This window comes from Streptomyces sp. NPDC037401 (genome assembly GCF_055602345.1).
In genome coordinates this window covers 64,770-80,130 of record NZ_JBVJWO010000029.1, presented here as the reverse complement: position 1 = coordinate 80,130, position 15,361 = coordinate 64,770, and the positions used below count along the sequence as shown (strand labels likewise).

Here is a 15,361-nt window from a genome sequence, read left to right as displayed (position 1 = left end):
CTCACGGCGTGGTGACGGGAGGCAAGTTACGAGGTCGGGCCCCGGTCCTGCCCGGGCGGCGCGACGGCCTGGTGGCCGCCGTACTCGTCCTGGTGGTCGTGGCGAGTTCGGGTTTCTCGGCATCGGTGATGGACGGGGCACGGGCACCGGACGTCTGGGCCTGGCTCTGGGCCGTGATCGCCGTCGGCGCGCTGGCCTGGTGGCGGGTGGCGCCGGTGGCCATGCTGGCGGCGGTCGCCGTCGGGACCGCCGGGTACGTGCTCGCGGGTTACGCGCCCGGCCCGGTGTTGCTGTGCCCGGTGTTCGCGACGTTCCAGATCGCCCGCGTCCGCACGCTCCGGGTGTCGCTGGCGGCGTGCTCCGCGGCCGCCGCCGTCGTGGTGACGGCTCTGCTCGTCAGGATCGTCGACGAGGACCAGCTCTCGGTGATTTTCGCTCTCGCGTGGCTCAACTGGCTGATCGTTCCCTGGTCGCTGGGAACGCTCGTCCAGGCGCGCACGGTGGCCGCGCGCCGGGTGCGAGCGGAGCTGGTGGAGCGGGGTGCGCTCGAGGAGCGGATGCGGGTCGCCCGCGAGGTGCACGACGTCGCGGGGCACGGCTTCTCGGTGATCGCGATGCAGGCTGGGGTGGCGCTGCTCGTCCTCGACGACAATCCGGCACAGGCCCGTGCGTCCCTCGAGGCCATCCGTACCACCAGCACCGGGGCCCTGGGCGAACTCCGGCTCACCCTCGGGATGCTGGAGGCGGGCCCCGGGGAGAAGAAGGGCCTCGACGCGCTGCCCGAGCTGGCCGACCGGGTGCGCGGGGCCGGGCTGCCGGTGGAACTTCAGCTGGAGCACCGTCAGCCGGCGGGGCAGGGCGCGCGGGGGCGGACAGCCGGCCTGCCCGGCGACGCCGACGCCGTCGCCTACCGCGTCGTACAGGAGTCGCTGACCAATGTGCTGCGGCACGCCGGGGCTGCGCGGGCCCGGGTCCGCGTGGCGCGTCAGGAGGATGACCTCCTCGTCGAGGTCACCGATGACGGTACGGGAACGGAACCCGGGCCGACGGGTCGTTCCGGCGGGCGGGGTCTGGTGGGAATGCGGAACCGCATCGAGGCCCTGGGTGGCAGGCTCGCCGCCGGTCCGCGCGACGGCGGCGGCTTCCAGGTGCTCGCACGTATCCCCGTAACGACGAAGGGAACGGACACATGATCCGGGTGGCGCTGGCCGACGACCAGATGCTGATACGGATGGGCCTGCGGGCGCTCATCGAGCGCGAGGACGACCTCGAACTCGTGGGAGAGGCCGAGGACGGCGCCGCCGCGGTCGAACTGGTCCGGCGCTCCCGGCCGGACGTCCTGCTCCTCGACGTCAAGATGCCGGGCATGGACGGCCTCGAGGCACTGCGGACCATCACCGCCGACCCTGCCCTGGAGAACACCCGGGTGGTGATCGTGACGACCTTCGAGATCGATGAGTACGTCTTCGCCGCCCTGCAGGCCGGTGCCAGCGGCTTCGTCCTCAAGGACGCCGACCCGCTCGAACTCGTTCAGGCCGTGCGCGTGGCCGCGGCTGGTGAGGCGCTGCTCTCGCCGTCCGTCACGCGGCGGGTCGTCTCGCAGTTCGCCCGGCACATCGCGGGCGGCATCGCCTCGCCCGTGAGGCTCGACGAACTGACCGAGCGGGAGCGGGAGATCGTGGCATGGGTGGCGACCGGGCGTTCCAACGACGAGATCGCCCAAGCGCTGTATCTGAGTTCCGCCACGGTGCGCACGCACGTCGGCCGCGCCACCATGAAGCTGGGCGCGAGGGACCGCGCCCAGCTCGTGGTGTTCGCGGTGCGTGCCGGTCTCACACTGCCCGGTGACTCCTGACGTCTCACTCATCAAGCCGCTCCAGGTCGCCTTCACCGGCTTCCGCGGTGCTGGTGTCCCTCCCGGCAGGGCGGGGGTCGCAGGGTCAGAACCGATCGGACGTCAGGTCGCCGGCCCGGCCCAGCCGTCGTGCCTGATCGCGGGCGACGGCGGCCCGGGCGGCGTCACCCAGCGAGTCCGCCAGGCGGGCCCTGCTCAGCCAGTTGTACGGACTGTCCGGACGCAGCGCGGTCCGCTCGCTGATCAGGACACGCGCCATGTCGTGCCGCCCGGACCTCAGGGCCGCCTCGAGGAGCGTCTTCTGGAGCGCGTCGCGTTGGGCGTGGCTGCCCCCGAACTCGTTCAGCCGCCGGCGGAGCGGCCACAGCAGTTCCATGACGGTGTCGTGGTCCCCTCCGGCCTGTGCGACGAGCGCCTCGCACACGGGCAGGCCCACGTCCGCGGTCATCTCGTGGTTGGTGACCGTCTTCGCGCCCGGCTCCGCCAGCCAGCGCCGCCGGTCGGCGATCAGCAGGTGCGCCTGCTCGATTCGGCCGGCGCCTGCATAGGCCATGACGGCGTGCACGTCGTTGAAGGCGTAGAACGGAGGATCGGCCCGTGCCGACCAGGCGTTCGCGAGCGCGTCCCATCGATCGGTCTGGTCGGAGCCCGCGAGGTGGAATCGCCACAGCATGGCCGATGCGTCGAGGAGTTCCATGGCCAGCCCGCGGGACTGCCCGTTGTGCAGTGCCGCGTCGTAGACGGCGAGCGCCGTGTCGGCGCGCCCCGCCTCCAGGGCGTAGAGCGCGTGGTGCCACCAGTTGTGGACCGTGAGGAAGTTGCCGTCGGACCAGTCATCGGTGCGTGCGTCGAGATAGGCGATGCCCTCGGCGAACCGGCCCTGCATCTCGTAGGTGTGCACGACGGCGTGGATGGCCCACACGTCACGGCTGTTGCGCTCGACCGCGGCCGCCCCCGTCTCCCGGGCCTGGGTGTAGTGCCCGGATTCCTCCAGCCCGAAGGCGTACATACCGAGGAGCGGGCCCAGGTGAGGGTCGTCCTCGTCCCAGGCGGAAAGGGCGCCACCGATCCTGTCACGCAGGCGCAGGGCGTCGCCGGTGAGGAAGTCGAGCTGATGCCCGACGAAGAGCGCGAGCGCGTCTCGCGGGTAGGCCGTGGTCAGCTCCTCCAGGAGCGCGCTGCCCCGTCGCAGATCGCCCGCGAGCAGGCTTTCGGCGGCGGCCGCGTGCAGTCGCTCCCGCAGGGGCGCCTTGGTCAGGTCCAGCCCGGCGGCCGAATCGTCGAATCGCCGACGCGCCGCTGCGGCGTCGGCCGACTCGGTGCCCAGCACGCCCAGATAGGCCGCGAACGCCTGCGCGACCGGTGAGGCGGGGGCGGCCTCGAGGAGGTCGTCCACCGCTCTGGTCACTTCGGGACGGAAGAAGAGCAGGTGCTCCACGGCACGGTCCAGGTACCCGGCCGCCTCTGATGTCCCGTTGTACAAGTCGTGGCCGTACCGGTCGGTCGCCAACGCTGATCACCTCGTCACGAGAGCCCTGCCCGGATCGGCGCCGCGACGGCGGACGCCCCCTGCCCTGGAGCCAGTTAGCCAGGTACGGGCGCCGGAGCAAAGTCCCCTGATCAGGTGACATCCTCCCCTCCCTGGAGGGGGAGGGTTGCCGACTCACTCAGGCACAGACGACGTCGACGCACCGCCGTCGTGCCTCGTCGTGCCCCGTCGCGCCCGTCGCTCCCGTCCGTGCCGGATCCTTGCCTGCGCCTGGCGCCCTTCGCGGGCATGGACGCCGACGCCGACTTCGCCGCGGCGGTGGCGGGCGCGCCGACGACCTCGACTCCGTGCGCATCCAGCGGCAGTCCCAGCTCACCATCGACGTCTTCCCCAAGCGCCCCCGCCCCGGCCACCCGCACGGCGTGGTCGGGGCGGCTGACCCCCGCCGACTGGGACAACGGCGGCTACGTCGGCGCCCCCGCCGGGCTCGCGGTCGGGCTGGACTACGTCCAGTACGGCACCTGGCACTGGCAGACCGTCGCCGGCCGACGACCGGCCGGGGCGGCGTGGTCCTGACCTCCACCCCGCCCCGCGCGCCCGGCCAGTGGTTCCTGATCCACGAAGGCACGGAGACCACCTCGTACGGCGCCTCCCCGGCCTTCGACGTACCCTGATCCGCGCACGACGGAGGGCGGCACACCCCGCGCGTCCCGCCCTCCGGGGTTCCGCGGTACTACTCGAATCCCTTCGAGCGCGTCGATCTCGGCGACGAGCCGCCGGACCTGTCCCAGCTGCTCCTGAAGAACGTCGACGGCACCTGGCCCGTGACCGAACTGCGCTGGCGCACCGGGAAATCCCGTGCCGGGAAATCCGTGGTCGTTCCGAGGCCGGGGGCACCTATGCTGCGGCAGTGACCACTCCCGCCAAGCCCTCGCGGCGCGACCTCGCCGCCGCGATCGCGCTGCTCGTCATACCCCTTGCCGCCTTCGGAGCATGGCGGTGGTGGGACAGCAGGCCGGACGGCGAGTTCAGCGCCGACCCGCAGTTCTGTCGGCTCGTCACGCCCGAGACGATCCACCGGCTCGTGCCCGAGGCGTACGGCGGACGCGAGGACATCGCGTCCTGCACCTGGGCCGCCCCGCGCGAAAAGGGCAAGTACCGGGCCAACGTCCACCTCTTCGCGAGCCGCCTCAACGTCGAGCTGGCCCGCGAGGACTTCCGTGAGCAGCGCGCCGACGGCGCACTGCTCTGGGAGAAGGACACCCAGGAAGACCTGCTCGGCCTCGGCGAGGAAGCCTTCCTCCGCTACCGGCCGCCCGTTCCCGGCAAGAACATCACCGCACAGGTCGTCTTCCGCCGCAGCAACATGGTGGTCTCCCTCACCTACGCCCGCAGCGACGACAACCGGCAGGCCGCCCGCGCCGGGGCCATCGACGCCGCCCGCGAAGCCACCGCCCTCCTCAAGCCCTGACCGGTCTCCTGCCCACCTGGAGCCGACGGATCCACCGGATTCCGGAACGACTTCAGGGACCCGGGTCGGACGTTCCTGCGGGGGGGGGCGGCGTCAGCCGCTGATGGCGGCCACCAGGAAGACCGGATAGACCAGCCCGAGGCCTCCGGTGACGAGGCCGACGGTGCACTGAACCCGATTCAGCCTGCCGGCCAGGCCGAGCAGGGCGAAGGTGATCGCGAGGCTTCCGGCCAGCAGCGGGAACGCGATCCCGACAAAGCCGGCGAACACTGCAGTGATCAGGGCAACAGCACCGAAGAACATGGAAACCGGCCCATACAGAGTGGCCGGGCTGTCGGTGGTGGATCCGGAGGTCATGTCAGCTCCCTGGCTGTCGCACACCGGCGTCCTGCGCCGTGCAGGGGAACAACTCCTGCGCCACCAGGCTACCCAGGGCGCGATGGCGGACCATGAGGCGGGTACCAGCCCGTTGGCCGGTGCCCCGCCTGCCGAGGGCTCTGTCCCGCGTGTCGGTGCCGTCGGTCCTTGATCCCGGCACGGAGGACCGGTGGTGCGCATCGGCGCACCGGGCACCGCGCTGCCCGCGAGCCTGCGCCCGCCGACGGCGGGCCGAGTCGGGATGCGGTGCACCTCGACTTGATAGGCAAGTGAGCACTTGCCTATCCTGTGGTTGTGGCCGACGACCTCTTCAAAGCCTTGGCCGACCCCACCCGGCGGACCATCCTCGACGTGCTCGCGGAGAAGTCGGGGCAGACACTGTTCGAGATCTGCTCGCGGCTGAGCATGAAGCGCGAGTTCGGCATCTCGCGTCAGGCGGTTTCCCAGCACCTCGCCGTGCTGGAGGACGCCGGGCTCGTCGAGACCAGGCGGGAGGGCCGCTACAAGTTCCACGACCTGAACACAGCTCCGCTGCGGCAGATCACCGAACGATGGCCCGTACCCGACACATCCGGACCAGAAAAGAGCAGCAGCCCATGAAGATCCACCTGACCAGCATCTTCGTCGACGACCAGGCCAAGGCCGAGCACTTCTACACCGAGATCCTCGGCTTCGTGAAGAAGCACGACGTCCCGCTGGGCGAGCAGGCCCGGTGGCTGACCGTCGTCTCGCCCGACGAGCCCGGCGGCACCGAACTCCTCCTGGAACCCGCCGGCCACCCGGCCGTCAAGCCCTACCGCGACGCGCTCGTCAACGACGGCATCCCGCTCGCCCAGTTCGCCGTCGACGACGTGGAGGCCGAGTACGAGCGCCTGCGCGGCCTCGGCGTTCGCTTTACCCAGGAGCCCCTGGAGATGGGGCCCGTCACCACCGCCGTCTTCGACGACACCTGCGGCAACCTGATCCAGATCGCAACAGAGCCGCGATAGACGGCGTCCGTGGTCGGCGACGCCGCTGCACGCAGCAGCGGTCCCCCTGTACGAGCGCACCCTGCAAGACCGGGAGCGGATACTCGGCACCGACCACCCCGACACGCCGGCCACCCGCAACAACCTCGCCTCCGCGTACTGGTCGGCGGGCGATCCGGGCCAGGCGATACCGCTGTACGAGCGCACCCTGGAAGCCTGCGAGCGGGTGCTGAGTCCGGGCCATCCGATGGCGGCGGCGGTGCGGGCGAGCCCGGAACGTGCACGGTCCGCGTAGCGTTTCGACGGGCCAGGTGGCGGCCGACGCCAGATTGCAGCCGGGCAACCCCTTTTCGTCCCCTTGACGATATGATCTTCTCCCCGTTATCGTCGCATCGACGAAATGAAGGGGGTTCGCCATGGCCGACATCACCCGGCGCCTTGGCTGGCGTCATCTGCGCTCCGCGCCCACCGCTCACATCCGCCACCACAAGCGCGGCCGGCTCGTCCATGACGGCCGGGGGCTCAGCTTCTGGTACCGGTCGCTGTCGGCGGCACTGTCCGAAGTGCCGGTCGACGACCGGGAGCTGGCCATGGCCTTCCACGCCCGTACGGCCGACTTCCAGGACGTCACCGTGCAGGCCACCGTCACCTACCGGATCAGCGACCCGGCCGTGGCGGCGGACCGGCTCGACTTCTCCGTCGACCCGGACACCGGGAGCTGGCGCGGCGCTCCTTTGGAGCAGATCGCCACTCTCCTCACCGAGACCGCACAGCAGCACACGCTGGACGTACTGGCCCGGACCCCGCTGGCCGTCGCCCTGGTGGACGGTGTCGCCTCCGTGCGGCAGCGGGTGGCCGACGGGCTCGCTGCCGAGCCCAGGCTCCCGGCCACCGGCATCGACGTGGTGGCCGTGCGGGTCGTGGCGATCCGCCCCGAGGCCGAGGTGGAGCGCGCCCTGCGCACCCCGGCCCGCGAGCAGATCCAGCAGGAGGCGGACCGGGCCACCTACGAACGGCGGGCCGTAGCCGTCGAGCGCGAGCGTGCCATCGCCGAGAACGAGCTGGCCAGTCAGATCGAACTGGCCCGGCGCGAGGAGCAGTTGGTGAACCAGCGCGGCATCAACGCCCGCCGTGAGGCAGAGGAGAAGGCGGCGGCGGACGGCGTACGGACCGAGGCCGAGGCGGCCCGCAAGGTCTCCCTGGCCCGCGCGGACGCCGAGGCGGCACGCGAGACGGGCGCAGCGCGCGCCGAGGCCCAGGCCGCCTGGCTGCGGGTGCACGGCGAAGCCGACCCGGGTACGTTGCACGCCATGGCGGCGACCCGGCTGGCGGAGAACCTGCCGCGGATCGAGAGCATCACGCTCTCCCCGGACGTCCTCACCGGGCTCCTCACCCGGCTCGGGCGTCCGGAAGGCGGAGCGGGCGCGTGAGTCTGGCCCCGCGGGCGGTGCTCGTGCACCGCAGGACCGAGTACGAGGAACTGCTCGCCCGGCACGGGACGCACGGGCAGGCCGCGTTCTTCCTTTCCAGCCGGGGCCGCTCGATCGACGAGGTGGTCCGACGCCACACCCGCGTACAACAGGCGCTGCGGGAGGTGGCCGCGGCGGTGCCGCTCACCTGGCGCAGCTCCCGGGTGGAGCGGGCGGACCTGGACCGCTTCCTGTTCGCCCCGCAGGACGTAGTGGTCGTGGTCGGCCAGGACGGCTTGGTCGCCAACACCGCGAAGTACCTGTGCGGGCAGCCGGTGGTGGGCATCGATGCCGACCCGGGGCGCAACCCTGGGATCCTGGTCCGTCACCGCTGCGCCGATACGGCCGCCCTGTTGCGTGCCGCGACCGCCGCCGGCGGCCGGGCGGAGGAGCTGACCATGGTCGAGGCCGTCGCCGACGACACCCAGCGCCTCCTCGCGCTGAACGAGATCTACCTGGGCCCGCCCGGCCACCAGACGGCCCGCTACCGCCTGGGCCCCGACGGAGAGGACGGCCCGGGCGAGGCCCAGGCATCCTCCGGGGTCCTGGTGGGCACCGGCACCGGCGCCACCGGCTGGCTGCGGTCCCTGTGGCTGGAGCGCGGCAGCACCGCGGAGCTGCCCGCACCGTGCGACCGGCGGCTCCTGTGGTTCGTACGCGAGGCCTGGCCCTCGCCCGCGACCGGAACGACGAGGGTCGCCGGCGAGCTCGGGCGGGGGCAGGGTCTGCGCCTGACCGTGGAGTCGGACCGGATCGTGGTCTTCGGGGACGGGATGGAGGCCGACGCCCTGGAACTGACCTGGGGCCAGAGCGTTCGGCTGGGCATCGCGGGAACGTCGCTCCGCCTGGTGACGTGAGCAGCGCCCTGACCGCCCCGACCGCCCGGGCTCGCCGCGAAGAACACCCCGCAGCGGCTGTGACGGACTTCGCGCTGCGCCCGGTCCGGGAGGCGGTGCGGCTCCGGTTCCCGCCCAGCGGGTGACGGGTCGCCGCCCGCCTCGTCGCATACGGCCGGCGGTGCAGCGCATACGCCGGCAGCCGTCCACGGCCAGAGCATGGGCAAGGCCCACCGCCCGGCCTTCAGGTAAGGCCTGCGGGTTAGAATCCGGACCGGCGGCGAGCCGGCCCCGCCGACCATGGACCGGCCGGCCTCGCACATCGCATCGGTACCGGGGGAATTCCATGCTCGCACCTGCACGCACGCCGCGGCGTGTTCCACGTCCGGCACAGCGCCTGCGCCGCGTGATGGGGACCGCGGTCGCCACTGCGGCGGCGTTCGCGACGCTCGTCGCGACCGCTCCGGCAGCCCCCGCGGCCACCTCCGGTCCGCAGCGCTGCCCGGCGGGCAAGCTGTGCGTCTTCCAGTACCCGGACTTCGCGGGCGAGATGGCGGTCATCTCGGGCAGCAAGGCATCCCTGGGCCGGTGGAACGACCGGATCTCGTCCTACGTGAACCGCAGCCCCATGCACGTCGCCTGGTACGACAAGCCCGGCTACGACTGCTCGGGGGACCAGTGCCTGCTGACCGGCCCGCACGGCGGGGAGCGGGCCTTCATGTACGAGCTCGACAACAAGGTCAGCTCGATCCGCGCCTCGACCAGCGAGTACGAGATGATCTACGGCACCTTCCACATGCCGTGGGCGAGCGGGCCCGAGCGGCGGCGGCCGGCAGGGCTGCCGCCGGTGGCGCGGTTCGGCGACCTGAACAACGACCGGCGGCCCGACCTGCTGGAGCGTACCGCCGACGGCCGACTGTGGTTCCTGCCGGGCGACGGGAAGGGCCGGGTGATCGGCGGCGGCTGGAACGCCATGACGCAGCTCGTGCGGCACGGTGACTACAACAGCGACGGCATGGAGGACCTGTTCGCCCGGGACACGGCAGGTGTGCTGTGGTTCTACCCGGGCAACGGCCAGGGTGCGTTCGGGAACCGCGTCAAGGCCGGCACCAGCTGGAACGTCATGAAGGAGATCTCCGCCGTCGGCGATGTGACCGGCGACGGGAAGAACGACGTGCTCGCCCGGGACACGGCCGGAATCCTGTGGCGGTACGCGGGCAACGGCCGAGGCGGGCTCGCTGCCCGCGTCCGAGTGGGCGCGGGCTGGAACACGTACAACACGCTTGTCTCGCCCGGAGACGTGACCGGCGACGGCAAGGCCGACCTGCTGGCCCGTGACACGGTCCGCGGGCTGTGGCTGTACGCCGGAAACGGCAAGGGCGGCTTTGCGGCCCGCACGAGGGTGCCGGTCTCGCTGTCCACTGCCAAGGTCCTGTTCTCGACCGGCGACGTGACCGGTGACGGGCTCAGCGACCTGGCCCAGGACTACGGCGATTCGCTGAACCTGCACCCGGGCGACGGCGCAGGAAGGTTCACGAGCCCGTGGGTCGACGTCCCGTTCGACTCGGTCCCGAAGGTCCGGGTGTTCTGACGCTTCCCGGCGCCCGGTGGGAACGAACGCCGGGCCGCGCGGCAGACTCGCCGACCGGTGACGCGGCGTCGTGCTCACGCACGAACCCGTGCCTGCCCACGAGCTGCCTGCGACCATGGGCTACCAGCGCAGGCTCCCTGAGGAGGCACGGGTGGACCAGATCACCGGATGGCACAAGAGCTCGTACAGCCTCAACGAGGATTCCTTCTGTGTGGAGACAGCCTGCTTCACTCACGACCAGGTGGCCGTCAGAGACTCCAAGGTGACCGGCGGGCCGGTGGTGTTCGTGCAGACTGCGAGCTGGACCGAGTTCATCGAGCACGTCAAGAACTCCGGCACCGACTGAGGCGCCGGCATCACCTCCCCTCCGCAAGCCCGGCGATGGCGGTGCTACGGCGGTGGCGGTGCTACGACGGTGGTTCGGGCAGCCAGTCGCGGGTCGGGTCGTACTCCAGCCACCGGCTTCGCCCTGCTTCCTCGGCACAGGCGGCGGCGAGGCCGTTCAGCGCCGGGTGTCCGTTTCCGGCGCGCCACAGCAGCGACCAGGCGTAGAGGGGCGTGGGATCGATCAGGGGGACGGAGCGCACTCCGGGGACCTGCGGCAGTGGCACGTCGGCCGGCACCAGCGAGAAGCGCCGCGGCTCCTGCGCCACCTCGGCGAGGAAGTGGGCGAGCCCCAGGTTGACGCCCGTGGCCCTGGTCTTGATGCCGAATCGGTCGGCGAACCGTTGGAGGAAGTCGAGCCGCTCCAGTGCACCGGGTGCCCACAGCACGCTGTCGCGCAACCGGTCCGGTCGCAGGACCGGTTCGGCTGCGAGCGGGTGGTCCGCGCTCAGTACGGCGTCCACCGGTTCGAGACGGATGAGGCGGTGTGCCAGCCCGGCGGGCAGCGGTGGGTGGACGCGGCCGAACGCCGCGTCGATGTCGCCGCGCAGGAGTGCCGTCGCCGCCGAGGGCAGATCGCGCCCGTGCCCCAGCGCCAGTTCCCCGGCTCGTCCGGCAACCCGGGCCAGCGTCCGCATCGGCGCGTAGAGGTGCCCCCAGACGTCCACGCGCAGTGGATGTTCCTTGCCCGACACCGCAGCGACCGCGGCGTCGGCTGCGGCCAGGGTCTGCCGGGCCGGCGGGAGAAAGCGCTGTCCGGCCTCGGTGAGGAGTACTCCGTTGCCACCGCGCCGGAACAGCTCGGTGCCGAGCAGGAATTCCAGCCGCGCGATCCTCTTGGACAACGCCTGCTGGGAGATCGCGAGCGTCCCGGCCGCCCGGCCGAAGTGCAGTTCCTCGGCGGCGCGCACGAAGGCACGTACCTGCGCCACGTCGAGATCCATGGCTCCCACCATAGGTGACAACCAAAAGTTGTCGACCGTGCTTGTCCGTTGTTGGATCGCAGGGCGGTCGTGGGGGTTGCATCCTCTCCATGCAAAGACTGATTCCCACGGGAGAAGCGGCGCGCCCGGTCGCCTTCGCCGAGGTCTCCCAGCCCGTGCCGGAGCCCGGTGAGGCACTCGTCAAGGTCGAGGCTTTCGCCCCGAACCGGGGCGAGACCTTCCTTCTCGAACGCCCCCGGCCGGAGCTGCTGCCCGGCAAGGACATCGCAGGGCTCGTCGTACAGGCGGCAGCCGACGGCTCCGGCCCCGGCATCGGCACCCGCGTGGTCGGCCACCCGGCGCAGGGCGGCTGGGCCGAGTACGCCGCCGTGCCCACGCACTCGCTCGCGGTTCTCCCCGACGGCATCGACAGCGCGCGGGCCGCGGCTCTGCCCCTGGCCGGCATCACTGCCCTGCGGCTGCTGCGCACGGCCGGTTCCCTGGCCGGCCGACGGGTGCTGCTGACCGGCGCCTCGGGTGGTGTCGGCCACTACGTCACCGAGCTCGCCGTGGGTGCCGGAGCCGAGGTGACCGCAGTGACGGCCACGCCCGTACGCGGCGAGCGGCTCGCGGAACTGGGCGCGAAGGTAGTGCACGAGGTCGCGGCGGCTCGAGGACCGTTCGATGTCGTGCTGGAGTCCACGGGCGGACCGGATCTGGCACTCGCCCTGTCGAAGGTGCGCCCCGGCGGCCTGCTCGTCTGGTTCGGCCAGGCGAGCCGCACCCCGGTGTCCCTCGACTTCTTCCAACTCCTCGGCGGGCCCGAGCGCGTCACCATCCAGCACTTCCACTACGCCGGCGCCCCGTACGGCTCCGATCTCTCGGCGCTGGTGAGCCTCGTGGAACACGGCCGGTTGCATCCGGAGATCGGCCGCATCGCCGACTGGGCGCAGACGGCCGAAACCCTGGTCGACCTGCGCGAGCGCCGGATACGTGGCAAGGCCGTCCTGTTGACCGGAGCAGCACGATGAGCCCCGTCGAGTTCGCCGCCGCCCAGTGGACGCGTGCCACCGGCGCGGGTGTGGACCCGCACGAGTACCGGCGCGTCACCGATGGCCTGACTTCCGTCGCCGACTGGGGGCCGGCCTTCGTCCGCGCCGGATACGGCTACCTCCGGCGCGCGGAGCACACCGGATCGTCCCGCTCTGCGGGTGAGTACCTGCTGATGGCGGCCCGGTGGTTCCACCTGGCCACCCTGGCGCCGTACGCGGGAGCACATCATGCTGCCGCCGAGGCAGATCACGCCTTGAGCAGGGCTCTCACCGTGCTGGAGCCCGGGGCGCGGCGGGTGAGCGGCGAGGGGTTCACCGGCTGGCTGCGTGGCCCGTCCCGCGCTCCGGGGACCGTGGTCGTCGTCCCCGGCCTGGACTCGGCCAAGGAGGAGTTCCTCGATCTCGTGTCGGCGCTGCTGGCCAGAGGACTGGCGGTGTTCGCGATGGACGGCCCCGGACAAGGCGTGCTCGCGGCCACCACGACCTTCGTGCCGGATTACGAGCGTGTCGTGGGGCGGGTCATCGACGCCCTCGGCGCCGCACGCATCGGGCTCGTCGGCCTGAGCCTGGGCGGCTACTTCGCCGCCCGGGCCGCGGCGCTGGAACCGCGCGTGGCGGCCGTCGCCACCGTCAGCGGTCCCTTCCGCCTCGACTGGGAGGAACTACCCCCGCCGGTACGGGACCTCATGGCCCGGCGCGCCGGAGGAAGCGACGCCGCTCGCGAGTTCGCACGCCACGTGGACCTCGCCGCCCTGGCACCTCGCATCGCGGCCCCACTGCTCGTCGTGGACGGCGACCAGGACGTCATCCCCGGCGTGACGAACGGCGAGCCCCTGGCCCGTCTGGCTCCGCACGGCACCTACCTGTCCGTCCCGCACGGCGACCACCTCCTCGGCAACGCGCGGCCGGACTGGCTGCCGCACCTCTGCGACCACATCACGCAAACCCTGCCGGAAGCGCCGGCATGAACCTCCTCCCTCGACGGCACCGCGGTCGTCGGCGTTCTCGGACCCGCGACCGCCGCACCCTTACGCGGCGACGTGAATGATGCGTGGCCCGGAGCCTGACGGCTCCCGGGCCACGCGCCGTCGGCGGACGATCACCGAGAAGGCAGTCGGCCCGAGCGGGCGGTGCCGCCGCTCGGACACCGGGCCGAGGACGTGGCCACGCCCGGTCGGGTACCGCCGGCTCATGCCGTTGGAGGTGCCGCGGCTCAAGCCTCCGGCGCGGCCGAGGGCCGGGGCCGGCCGCTGCCGGTGAGCTCCTGGTAGGCGTCCATGACGTCACCCACGTGCAGCGTGGTGACCTCGTCCTGCGACGGGACTCCGGAGCTGCCGTGCCGGTCGAAGATCCGCAGATCCCGGGCTGCGGCGGCCTTCCGGGCGAGTTCGCGCGCGAAGCGGCCGTTTCCGAGCCGGTCGATCATGCCCTGGGTGACGGCCAGGTCGCATGACGTGCGCAGCGCGACCGCCGCGTCCTCGGTGAGCGAATCCCCCTGGCCCGCCAGAAACGACTCCGCGATCAGCACTAGCTCGTTGGTCGCGTAGGCAGGGAAGTCCACGCGGGTGTTGAAGCGGGAAGAGAGGCCGGGGTTGGTGGACAGGAGCTCGGCGATCTCGTCCGGATACCCGGCCAGAACCACGACCAGGCGGTGCCTGTCGTCCTCTGCCCGCTTGAGCAGTACCTGCAGCGCTTCCTTCCCGAAGGCGTCACCACCCGAGTAGCCGGTGTTGGACAGGGCGTACGCCTCGTCGATGAAGAGAACGCCGTCCAGTGCCCGGTCGATGGCCCCGGACGTCTTGATCGCCGTCTCTCCGAGGTGCTGCCCCACGAGGTCGGCACGCTGCACCTCGACGACATGGCCCCGCTCCAGCAGGCCGAGCCCGGCGAAGACCCTGCCGACGACGCGGGCGACCGTGGTCTTGCCCGTACCGGGCGGCCCTGCGAACACCAGGTGCTGGGGAGCCGGTGCCGCAGTCAGGCCCTGGCTTCTGCGCACGGCCGCCATCCTCAGTTGTGCCGACAGGCTCCGCACTTGGCGCTTCACCGGCGCCAGACCGACCATCGCGTCGAGTTCGGCCATCGCCTCGTCCAGCAACGCCGAACGCTCCTCGTCGCTCAAGGTGCCGCTCGGGGAGTCCTCACGCTGTTCTCGCGCTGCCCCGGCGGCCTGGGCGGGCACCGGTGCGGCGGGCGGGGTCGACGCCTGCGCGCGCTGGGCCACATCGCCCAGACCCGGGCTGTACCGGAACGCCGTCTGGAAGTGCTTCAGCGCTTCCTCGGCCCGGCCCAGCTGCTCGTAGGCGCGGCCGCGTAGATAGGCGACCTCGCCGAGGAAGGCGGCGTTGTCGCCGAGCGCCTGCGGGAGGGGGTTCAGCACGTTGAGCGCCTCGTGGGAAACCCCCTGGGCGATGAGGCCGGCCGCGACGCAGAGCTGCGACTCGTCCCGGAGGAAGGAGTCCCGGATCCCCTCGGCGAACGTCAGCAGGAGTGGCCAGTCCTTCTTCTGAGCGGCGTATCGTGCACAGACGAATCGGGTCTCGTCGCAGTCGAGCACGGCGTGGGAGAGCATGGCCCAGGCCTGGTCGAGCAGTCCGTCGTCCAGAAGTTTCGCCGCCCGCGCGAGCCACAGATCGCGGGGCGTCTCCAGGCGGAAGTTCACGTAGCCCCCGATCTGGAACCGGGACGACAAGGGCGTCTGGAGCTTCGTTCGCATGGCACCGAAGTCCTGGGCCTGACCGTGCATGGCCTCGATCGCCCGGCCCTGGAGCTGTCCGACGGCATGGAGCCCTAACCAGGCATCGGCGGCAAGCGGGTTGTGCTCGACGGCCGCGCGGAAGGACTCGGCCGCGGCCGCCTGGTTGCCCAGCCTCAGCTGCGCGACCCCTTGCAGCCACGCTTGCTCGCACTTCTTCATCGAACGCCGTGATACGGACGGCCCTTGC

The 15,361-nt window shown here is 71.8% G+C and carries 17 protein-coding genes; 13 read left to right on the top strand and 4 right to left on the bottom strand.

What is annotated here, in order from left to right; translation table 11 throughout:
* The first annotated feature begins 8 nt into the window (after nucleotides 1-8).
* Together ACZ7H1_RS27175 and ACZ7H1_RS27170 are read left to right on the top strand one after the other, a co-directional pair.
* Nucleotides 9-1,193 carry a sensor histidine kinase gene (locus ACZ7H1_RS27175; RefSeq protein WP_470790394.1) on the top strand — a complete coding sequence of 395 codons (1,185 nt, stop codon included), beginning with the start codon at nucleotides 9-11 and terminating at the stop codon, nucleotides 1,191-1,193.
* On the top strand, nucleotides 1,190-1,855 hold the full coding sequence (locus tag ACZ7H1_RS27170; RefSeq protein WP_470790393.1) for a response regulator: 666 nt from the start codon (nucleotides 1,190-1,192) through the stop codon (nucleotides 1,853-1,855). Before ACZ7H1_RS27175 ends, ACZ7H1_RS27170 begins: the two co-directional genes overlap by 4 nt.
* An 85-nt stretch (nucleotides 1,856-1,940) precedes the next feature.
* On the opposite strand, the gene ACZ7H1_RS27165 is transcribed toward ACZ7H1_RS27170, so the two are convergent.
* Complete coding sequence (locus ACZ7H1_RS27165) at nucleotides 1,941-3,365, bottom strand: tetratricopeptide repeat protein (RefSeq protein ID WP_470790392.1); 1,425 nt, start codon at nucleotides 3,363-3,365, stop codon at nucleotides 1,941-1,943.
* A gap of 228 nt (nucleotides 3,366-3,593) precedes the next feature.
* Between ACZ7H1_RS27165 and ACZ7H1_RS27160 the strand changes: the two genes are divergently transcribed.
* Nucleotides 3,594-3,920 carry a hypothetical protein gene (locus ACZ7H1_RS27160; RefSeq protein WP_470790391.1) on the top strand — a complete coding sequence of 109 codons (327 nt, stop codon included), beginning with the start codon at nucleotides 3,594-3,596 and terminating at the stop codon, nucleotides 3,918-3,920.
* 334 nt (nucleotides 3,921-4,254) lie between these two features.
* A complete protein-coding gene (locus ACZ7H1_RS27155; RefSeq protein ID WP_470790390.1) occupies nucleotides 4,255-4,815 on the top strand; it encodes a hypothetical protein in 561 nt (186 codons plus the stop codon).
* A 93-nt stretch (nucleotides 4,816-4,908) separates the two neighbouring features.
* On the opposite strand, the gene ACZ7H1_RS27150 is transcribed toward ACZ7H1_RS27155, so the two are convergent.
* Nucleotides 4,909-5,172, bottom strand: a complete 264-nt coding sequence (locus tag ACZ7H1_RS27150; protein ID WP_470790389.1) for a hypothetical protein — start codon at nucleotides 5,170-5,172, stop codon at nucleotides 4,909-4,911.
* Nucleotides 5,173-5,487: 315 nt separating this feature from the next.
* Here ACZ7H1_RS27150 and ACZ7H1_RS27145 point away from each other — a divergent pair, with 315 nt between their 5' ends.
* From ACZ7H1_RS27145 to ACZ7H1_RS27115, 7 genes are all read left to right on the top strand, one after another.
* Nucleotides 5,488-5,793, top strand: a complete 306-nt coding sequence (locus tag ACZ7H1_RS27145) for an ArsR/SmtB family transcription factor (protein WP_470790388.1) — start codon at nucleotides 5,488-5,490, stop codon at nucleotides 5,791-5,793.
* The gene (locus ACZ7H1_RS27140) at nucleotides 5,790-6,182 is read left to right on the top strand and encodes a VOC family protein (RefSeq protein ID WP_470790387.1); all 393 of its coding nucleotides are present in this window, start codon (nucleotides 5,790-5,792) and stop codon (nucleotides 6,180-6,182) included. The genes ACZ7H1_RS27145 and ACZ7H1_RS27140 overlap by 4 nt, the downstream gene beginning before the upstream one ends.
* A gap of 25 nt (nucleotides 6,183-6,207) precedes the next feature.
* A complete protein-coding gene (locus tag ACZ7H1_RS27135; protein ID WP_470790418.1) occupies nucleotides 6,208-6,456 on the top strand; it encodes a tetratricopeptide repeat protein in 249 nt (82 codons plus the stop codon).
* A 121-nt stretch (nucleotides 6,457-6,577) separates the two neighbouring features.
* Nucleotides 6,578-7,591, top strand: a complete 1,014-nt coding sequence (locus ACZ7H1_RS27130; protein ID WP_470790386.1) for an SPFH domain-containing protein — start codon at nucleotides 6,578-6,580, stop codon at nucleotides 7,589-7,591.
* A complete protein-coding gene (locus tag ACZ7H1_RS27125) occupies nucleotides 7,588-8,487 on the top strand; it encodes a hypothetical protein (protein ID WP_470790385.1) in 900 nt (299 codons plus the stop codon). The genes ACZ7H1_RS27130 and ACZ7H1_RS27125 overlap by 4 nt, the downstream gene beginning before the upstream one ends.
* A gap of 388 nt (nucleotides 8,488-8,875) precedes the next feature.
* Nucleotides 8,876-10,057, top strand: a complete 1,182-nt coding sequence (locus tag ACZ7H1_RS27120; protein ID WP_470790417.1) for an FG-GAP-like repeat-containing protein — start codon at nucleotides 8,876-8,878, stop codon at nucleotides 10,055-10,057.
* Between the two features lie 88 nt (nucleotides 10,058-10,145).
* Nucleotides 10,146-10,403 carry a DUF397 domain-containing protein gene (locus ACZ7H1_RS27115; RefSeq protein ID WP_470790384.1) on the top strand — a complete coding sequence of 86 codons (258 nt, stop codon included), beginning with the start codon at nucleotides 10,146-10,148 and terminating at the stop codon, nucleotides 10,401-10,403.
* A gap of 61 nt (nucleotides 10,404-10,464) precedes the next feature.
* Here ACZ7H1_RS27115 and ACZ7H1_RS27110 read toward each other — a convergent pair whose 3' ends face one another.
* Entirely contained in the window at nucleotides 10,465-11,385 is a 921-nt protein-coding gene (locus ACZ7H1_RS27110; protein ID WP_470790383.1) for a LysR family transcriptional regulator, read from the bottom strand.
* A gap of 89 nt (nucleotides 11,386-11,474) precedes the next feature.
* Here ACZ7H1_RS27110 and ACZ7H1_RS27105 point away from each other — a divergent pair, with 89 nt between their 5' ends.
* Together ACZ7H1_RS27105 and ACZ7H1_RS27100 are read left to right on the top strand one after the other, a co-directional pair.
* Nucleotides 11,475-12,395 carry a zinc-binding dehydrogenase gene (locus ACZ7H1_RS27105; RefSeq protein ID WP_470790382.1) on the top strand — a complete coding sequence of 307 codons (921 nt, stop codon included), beginning with the start codon at nucleotides 11,475-11,477 and terminating at the stop codon, nucleotides 12,393-12,395.
* Nucleotides 12,392-13,384 (top strand): alpha/beta hydrolase family protein, encoded by a 993-nt coding sequence (locus ACZ7H1_RS27100; protein ID WP_470790381.1) that lies wholly within the window; start codon nucleotides 12,392-12,394, stop codon nucleotides 13,382-13,384. The genes ACZ7H1_RS27105 and ACZ7H1_RS27100 overlap by 4 nt, the downstream gene beginning before the upstream one ends.
* A gap of 245 nt (nucleotides 13,385-13,629) precedes the next feature.
* On the opposite strand, the gene ACZ7H1_RS27095 is transcribed toward ACZ7H1_RS27100, so the two are convergent.
* Nucleotides 13,630-15,333, bottom strand: a complete 1,704-nt coding sequence (locus tag ACZ7H1_RS27095) for an AAA family ATPase (RefSeq protein ID WP_470790380.1) — start codon at nucleotides 15,331-15,333, stop codon at nucleotides 13,630-13,632.
* Between the last annotated feature and the right edge of the window lie 28 nt (nucleotides 15,334-15,361).